Below are 6896 nucleotides of genomic sequence, written 5' to 3' on the forward strand. Positions count from 1 at the left end.
CGTTTACCGGGCTATTCATTATCTTTTTCCTTATAATTCACCTTATTGGGAATCTTATTTTAATTATTCCAAACTCATTTTTTCCAATAGAATTTTGGAATAATGTTGCAAATACACATGATATGTATAATGCCTATTCTCACTTCTTAGTGCATTTTTGGCCAGTAACAATTGTTGCATATATTCTATACGCAGCTATCATAATTCATGTGATTGATGCCTTATTAATTACAATTCAAAACAATAAATCAAGTGGTGAAAAATATGTAGTAACAGATACTTCTACAAGTTCTTGGTATTCAAGAAATATGGGGGTTTTAGGAACTATAATTGGTGTTTTTATTGTAATACATATGGCGCAATTTTGGTTGCAATATAAAATACTAAAAGTAGAACACGATTTATACGATTTAGTGTTAATTACCTTTAAAACTTGGTGGTATGTTCTTATTTATGAAATAGGTATTATTGCATTAGGTTTTCATCTTGTTCATGGAATAGAAAGCGCACACAGATCTTTAGGTGTTTACCCTAAAAAAATAATGAACATTATTAAGTATATAGCAGTATGCTTTAGTTTAGTTATGGCAGTTTTATATGCCATTATTCCAATCATTCTTCACTTTAAATAAAATAGAATTATGGCTCTTAACGCAAAAATTCCAGAAGGACCTCTAAAAGATAAATGGCAAAATTACCTTGCTAAAACTCGAATTGTAAACCCAGCAAACCGTAAAAAATTAGATATAATTGTAGTTGGTGCTGGACTATCAGGTGGTGGTGCAGCTGCATCATTAGCAGAATTAGGTTACAACGTAAAAGTATTCTTTTTTCAAGATTCTGCACGTCGCTCGCATTCTGTTGCCGCTCAAGGTGGTGTAAATGCAGCAAAAAATTATAAAAACGACGGTGATAACGTATATAGAATGTTTTACGACACCATTAAAGGTGGAGACTTTAGATCTCGTGAAGCTAATGTATATAGAATGGCAGAAGTCTCTGCCAATTTAATTGACCATATGGTTTCTCAAGGTGTTCCTTTTGGACGTGAGTATAGTGGTTATTTAAGTAATCGCTCTTTTGGTGGAGTGTTAGTTTCACGTACATTTTACGCTCGTGGACAAACTGGTCAACAATTATTATTGGCTACTTACCAGGCAATGATGAAACAAATTAAAGTTGGGAAATTAACACAATACAATCGCCATGAAATTCTTGATTTAGTTGTTGTAAATGGTAAAGCTAGAGGTATTATTGCTAGAAACTTAGATACAGGCGAAATTGAGAGACATGCAGCACATGCTGTTGTTTTTGGAACTGGTGGTTTTGGTAAAATATTCTATTTATCAACTTTAGCAATGAATTCAAATGGTTCAGCAAATTGGCGTGCCCATAAAAAAGGAGCTTATTTTGCAAACCCTTCATGGACACAAATTCATCCAACTGCATTACCTCAATCTGGAGAACATCAGTCTAAATTAACATTAATGTCTGAATCACTTCGAAATGATGGTCGTATTTGGGTTCCAAAAAATAAAGATGAGAAACGTGCTCCAGGAGATATTCCAGAAGAAGATAGAGATTATTACTTAGAACGTAGATATCCTGCATTTGGAAATTTAGTCCCTCGTGATGTTGCTTCAAGAGCAGCTAAAGAAAGAATGGATGCTGGTCATGGTGTTGGTTCTTTAAAAAATGCAGTTTATCTTGATTTCAAAACTGCTATTGAAAAGTTAGGGGAAGACACTATTAAAGAGCGTTATGGAAACCTTTTCACTATGTATGAAAAAATTACCGCTATTAATGCTTATAAAGAACCTATGAAAATATCACCCGCAGCCCATTTTTCTATGGGAGGTTTATGGGTTGATTATGAATTGCAAACTACAATTCCTGGTTTATTTGCAGTAGGTGAAGCAAATTTTGCCGATCACGGAGCAAACCGTTTAGGTGCAAATTCTCTTTTACAAGCTTCCGTTGATGGTAATTTTATTTTACCCAATACTATTTCTAATTATTTAGCTGATGAAATTAGAACTGGAAAAATTTCAACAGATACTCCTGAATTTGAAGAATCTGAAAAAGATGTAAAAGCGCAAGTAGCAAAATTATTAGCAATTAAAGGGACAATGCCTGTTGGACAAATTCATAGACGTTTAGGTAAAATTATGTTTAAAGAAGTAGCCATGTCTCGAAACGAAAAAGGGATGATTTGGGCTATCGAAGAAATACGAAAATTACGTAAAGAATTTTGGGAAAATGCCGCAATCCCAGGAAATGAAAACGGACCAAATTCTGAACTAGAAAAAGCAGGGCGATTAGCAGATTATTTAGAAATAGCTGAATTAATGGCTGTTGATGCCTTAGATAGAAAAGAAAGTTGTGGAGCTCACTTCAGAGAAGATTACCAAACCGCTGAGGGTGAAGCAATGAGAGATGATGAAAACTATATGTATTCATCAGCTTGGGAATGGCAGAATGGAGAGAATTGGAAATTACATAAAGAACCACTTGAATTTACTGAAGTTACACCAACAGTACGGTCATACAAATAATAAAGATTATGAAACTGACACTTAAAATATGGCGACAAGAAAATGCCAAAACAAAAGGAAAATTAGTAACCTATGAATTATCAGATTTAAGTTCTGATACTTCATTTTTAGAAATGTTAGATGTATTGAACGAACAGCTTGCTGCAAAAGGTGAACCTGCCGTTGAATTTGATCACGATTGTCGTGAAGGAATTTGTGGACAATGTTCTTTAGTTATCAATGGGAAAGCTCACGGACCAGAAGAACATTATACAACTTGCCAAACTCATTTAAGATCCTTCAGTGATGGTGATACTATTACAATAGAACCTTTTAGAGCAAATTCATTTCCAGTTATTAGAGATTTAAAAGTAGATAGAAGTTCTATGGATAAAATCATTCAGGCTGGTGGTTATATTTCTTCTTTTACTGGAATGGCTCCAGAAGCTAATGCTATTCCTATTCATCATGACATTGCCGAAAGTGCTTTTGATAGTGCTGCTTGTATTGGTTGTGGTGCCTGTGTAGCTACTTGTAAAAATTCATCTGCAGCACTATTTGTATCTGCAAAAATAAGCCATTTGGCAAAATTACCTCAAGGACAGGTTGAACGTAACGAACGTGTACAATGGATGGTGAATGCTCATGACGAAGAAGGTTTTGGTAGTTGTTCAAATACGGGAGCTTGCGCTATGGTTTGCCCTCAAGAAGTACAATTATTAGATATTACACGTATGAATTTCGAATACAATAGATCTAATTGAGTTCGCAAATAAACTAATTAAAAAATATATTTATTCTAAAAAACAGCCATCGATAAATGGCTGTTTTTTTTATGATTATTTATAACAAATGCTCCCATTTAAAATAAGCTATTTTACCAAAACTTTAACATATCTTGCAATTCTATTTTATAATTTTAAAAATTATATTTAAATCATAAATAATGAAGAAACTAACCTTACTCGCACTATTTATCTCATCACTTGCTTTATCTCAACAATTAGATTTAGAAAAATTTAAAAATTTAAAACCACGTTCAATTGGCCCAGCAGGAATGAGTGGAAGGATTACAGCTATTGATGTAGTGACTAATCATCCTGATATTATGTACGTTGGTTCGGCTTCCGGTGGACTTTGGAAATCTGAAAGTGGTGGAATCGATTGGAAACCAATTTTTGATACATACGGTCCCATGTCTATTGGAGCTGTTGCAATTCAACAAAGCAATCCTGATGTGATTTGGGTAGGAACAGGAGAAGGTAATCCTAGAAATAGTGTTTCTGGTGGTTATGGATTGTATAAAAGTTTAGATGCTGGTAAAACGTGGAAATTGGTTGGCTTAGAAAAAACACGAAATATTCAAAGAATTATTATAGACAAAACAAACCCGAAAATTGTGTATGTAGGTGCTATTGGTTCTTCTTGGGGAGAACACCCTGAGCGTGGTGTTTTTAAAACAACAGATGGAGGGAAAACTTGGACAAAATCATTGTTTGTAAATAACAAAACAGGCTGTGCAGATTTGGTTGTTGACCCTACTAACCCAAATAAAATAATTGCAGCAGTGTGGGAACATCAACGTAAACCTTGGACTTTTAGCTCAGGCGGAAAAGGTTCAGGAATGTATATAACGTATGATGGTGGTGAAAAATGGAAAAAACTAACCGATAAAGATGGGCTTCCAAAAGGAAATTTAGGTAGAATTGGGTTGGCTATTGCTCCTAGTAATTCCAAAATTATATATGCTTTAATTGAAGCTAAAAAAAATGCATTGTATAAGTCTGAAGATGGCGGTGGAAAATGGAAAAAAGTAAATGACAAATCAAGTGGAAGAGGAAAAGGTGGAATTGGAAATAGGCCTTTTTATTATTCTCATATTTATGTGGATCCTATAAACGAAAATAGAATTTATTCTATTTTTACTTATGTTAATGTTAGTAACGACGGGGGAAAATCTTTTAAGCAATTAATGCCTGCTTATGGAACGTCTAAAGGAGTTCATCCCGATCATCATGCTTGGTGGATTCATCCAAATGACCCAAGTTTTATGATGGATGGAAATGATGGTGGATTAAATATTACACATAATAAAGGAACGTCTTGGCGTTTTGTAGAAAATTTACCAATAGGACAATTTTATCATATTAATGTAGATGACAATTTTCCATATAACGTGTATGGAGGAATGCAAGATAATGGTTCTTGGAGTGGACCAGCTTACGTTTTAAAAGCACAAGGAGTCAGGAATTCATATTGGCAAGAATTGATGTTTGGTGATGGTTTTGATGTTATTCCTGACCCCTCTAATTCACAATATGGATATGCTATGTCTCAAGAAGGAAATGTTGGTAGATATGATAGAAAAACTGGAAATACTAAAGGTATAAGGCCAACACATCCAAACCCTGATGTAAAACTTCGTTTTAATTGGAACGCAGCCGTAGCAATAAACCCTATAGATAAAAAAACCATTTATTTTGGAAGTCAATTTGTACATAAATCAACCAACAAAGGTTATACTTGGAAACTAATTTCGCCAGATTTAACCACCAATAATAAAGAAAAACAAAAACAATATGAAAGTGGTGGAATTACCATGGATGCTACAGGAGCTGAAAATCATTGTACCATTTTAGCTATTGAACCAAGCTCTTTAGATGAAAATTTAATATGGGTTGGTACTGATGATGGAAATATTCAATTAACATTAAATGGAGGTACAACTTGGGAAAATGTGACTCCAAATATAAAAGGAATGCCTAAAGAAGCTTGGATTCCTCAAATTAGAGCCTCAAAATTTAACAAAGGTGAAGCGTATGTGGTGGTAAACAATTATCGTCAATTTGATTTTAAACCTTACTTATTTAGAACACGTGATTTTGGGAAAACTTGGGTAAATTTACTTAAAAATAAACCTGAAACTTATGGTTATACACTTTCTGTAATTCAAGATTTAGAAGAACCTAACTTACTGTTTTTAGGAACAGAATACGGTTTATATATTAGTATTGATGAAGGAAAAACTTGGACTAAATGGACAAATGATTTCCCTTCAGTTTCAACAATGGATTTAGCCATTCATCCTCGTGAACATGATTTAATTATTGGCACTTTTGGACGTGCTATTTATATTTTAGATGATATTAGACCTTTTAGGGCTTTGGCAAAAGAAGGTAAACAGTTAATGAATAAAATACTTTATTTATTTACACCTCCTCCAGCATTTATAACGCAAAATCAACAACCTTCAGGAACAAGATTTGGAGCAAATGCAATTTTTAATGGAGAAAATAGATCAAGAGGTGCTATGATAACTTATAGCATTAACAAGCCTGAAGTTAAAAAAACTGAAGAATCTTCAGTAAAAAAGAAAAAGAAAGGTAAAACAGCAACTTCAAAAATAGCTGATGTTAAATCTGAAAAACCAATAGTAAAATTCGACTCCATATTCTTTGAAGTTTATAATTCAAAAAATGAATTAATTAGAAGTATTAAAAAGAAAGCTCCAAAAGAAAATGGTATTCATAGAATGTATTGGAGAATGGGTGAAAAAGGGAAAAGAGGCCCTTCAAGAAAAAAGGCTAAAAAGAATGCAAGTGAACCTCGTGGAGTCACTGTTTTACCCGGAACTTATACCTTAAAAATTCATTTTGGGAATAAAACTGTTAGTGAAACTATTGACATTGCTTATGATCCCAGAGTTGACATGCCTTTTGAAGTTTTAAAAAGTAAATACGATTTATTAAAACAATTAGAAACCAAATCTGGTATTGCTGGTGAAGCAACGCAACGTTTGCTGGCTTCTAAAGAGATTGTAAATGATTATAAAAAACGTATTAAAGCTAAAACTAGCATTAAAAACCAAAAAGAATTACTTAAATCTCAAGATGAAATTTTAAAAAACATCAATGGTTTATTAGATAATATGTTAGGGAAAGAAGACAAAAGACAAGGTATTACAGCTGCTGAGTTTCCAAGTACCGTTTCGTATTTATTTTTAGCACGAAGATATGTAAGTTCATTACTTCAAAAACCAGGGACAACTGAGTTGACATTGGTTAAAAACGCTGACAAAAAAGTGAGTACTGTAATCACTAAAATTAACGAATTTTATAAAGTCGATTGGGTAAAGTATCAGAAATCAGTTAAAAACTTAAACCTTTCTCCTTTTAAAGAACTAAAGGAACTGAAATATTAAATAAAAATAGGGTTGTTTGAAAAGTTATAAAAGTCGTCATTCTGAATTTATTTCAGAATCTCATCTTGTTGAATACAAGTTGCTATAAGAACCTGAATTAAGTTCAGGTTGGCGTAAATTTCATCTTTTAAACAGATTTGTTTTTAGAAATTAAATCTTGG

The 6896-nt window shown here is 33.1% G+C and carries 4 protein-coding genes; all 4 read left to right on the top strand.

Annotation, left to right across the window (positions count from 1 at the left end; translation table 11 throughout):
• The coding region (locus QM495_RS01755; RefSeq protein WP_408670386.1) for a succinate dehydrogenase at positions 1–632 on the top strand (632 nt) is incomplete at its 5' end.
• A gap of 9 nt (positions 633–641) precedes the next feature.
• Positions 642–2555 (top strand): fumarate reductase/succinate dehydrogenase flavoprotein subunit, encoded by a 1914-nt coding sequence (locus QM495_RS01760; protein ID WP_408670387.1) that lies wholly within the window; start codon positions 642–644, stop codon positions 2553–2555.
• Between the two features lie 8 nt (positions 2556–2563).
• Positions 2564–3298, top strand: coding sequence for a succinate dehydrogenase/fumarate reductase iron-sulfur subunit (locus QM495_RS01765; protein WP_408670388.1), 735 nt, complete (start codon positions 2564–2566; stop codon positions 3296–3298).
• Between the two features lie 182 nt (positions 3299–3480).
• Positions 3481–6735 (top strand): WD40/YVTN/BNR-like repeat-containing protein, encoded by a 3255-nt coding sequence (locus QM495_RS01770; RefSeq protein WP_408670389.1) that lies wholly within the window; start codon positions 3481–3483, stop codon positions 6733–6735.
• Positions 6736–6896: the final 161 nt, after the last annotated feature.

The sequence above is a fragment of the Lutibacter sp. genome, from assembly GCF_046055765.1.
Taxonomy (GTDB): Bacteria; Bacteroidota; Bacteroidia; order Flavobacteriales; family Flavobacteriaceae; genus Lutibacter.

Bases quoted from the DNA above. Each gene is read 5' to 3' on its own strand.
- QM495_RS01770 (WP_408670389.1), top strand. From the start codon at position 3,481: ATGAAGAAACTAACCTTACTCGCACTATTTATCTCATCACTTGCTTTA.
- QM495_RS01760 (WP_408670387.1), top strand. From the start codon at position 642: ATGGCTCTTAACGCAAAAATTCCAGAAGGACCTCTAAAAGATAAATGG.
- QM495_RS01765 (WP_408670388.1), top strand. From the start codon at position 2,564: ATGAAACTGACACTTAAAATATGGCGACAAGAAAATGCCAAAACAAAA.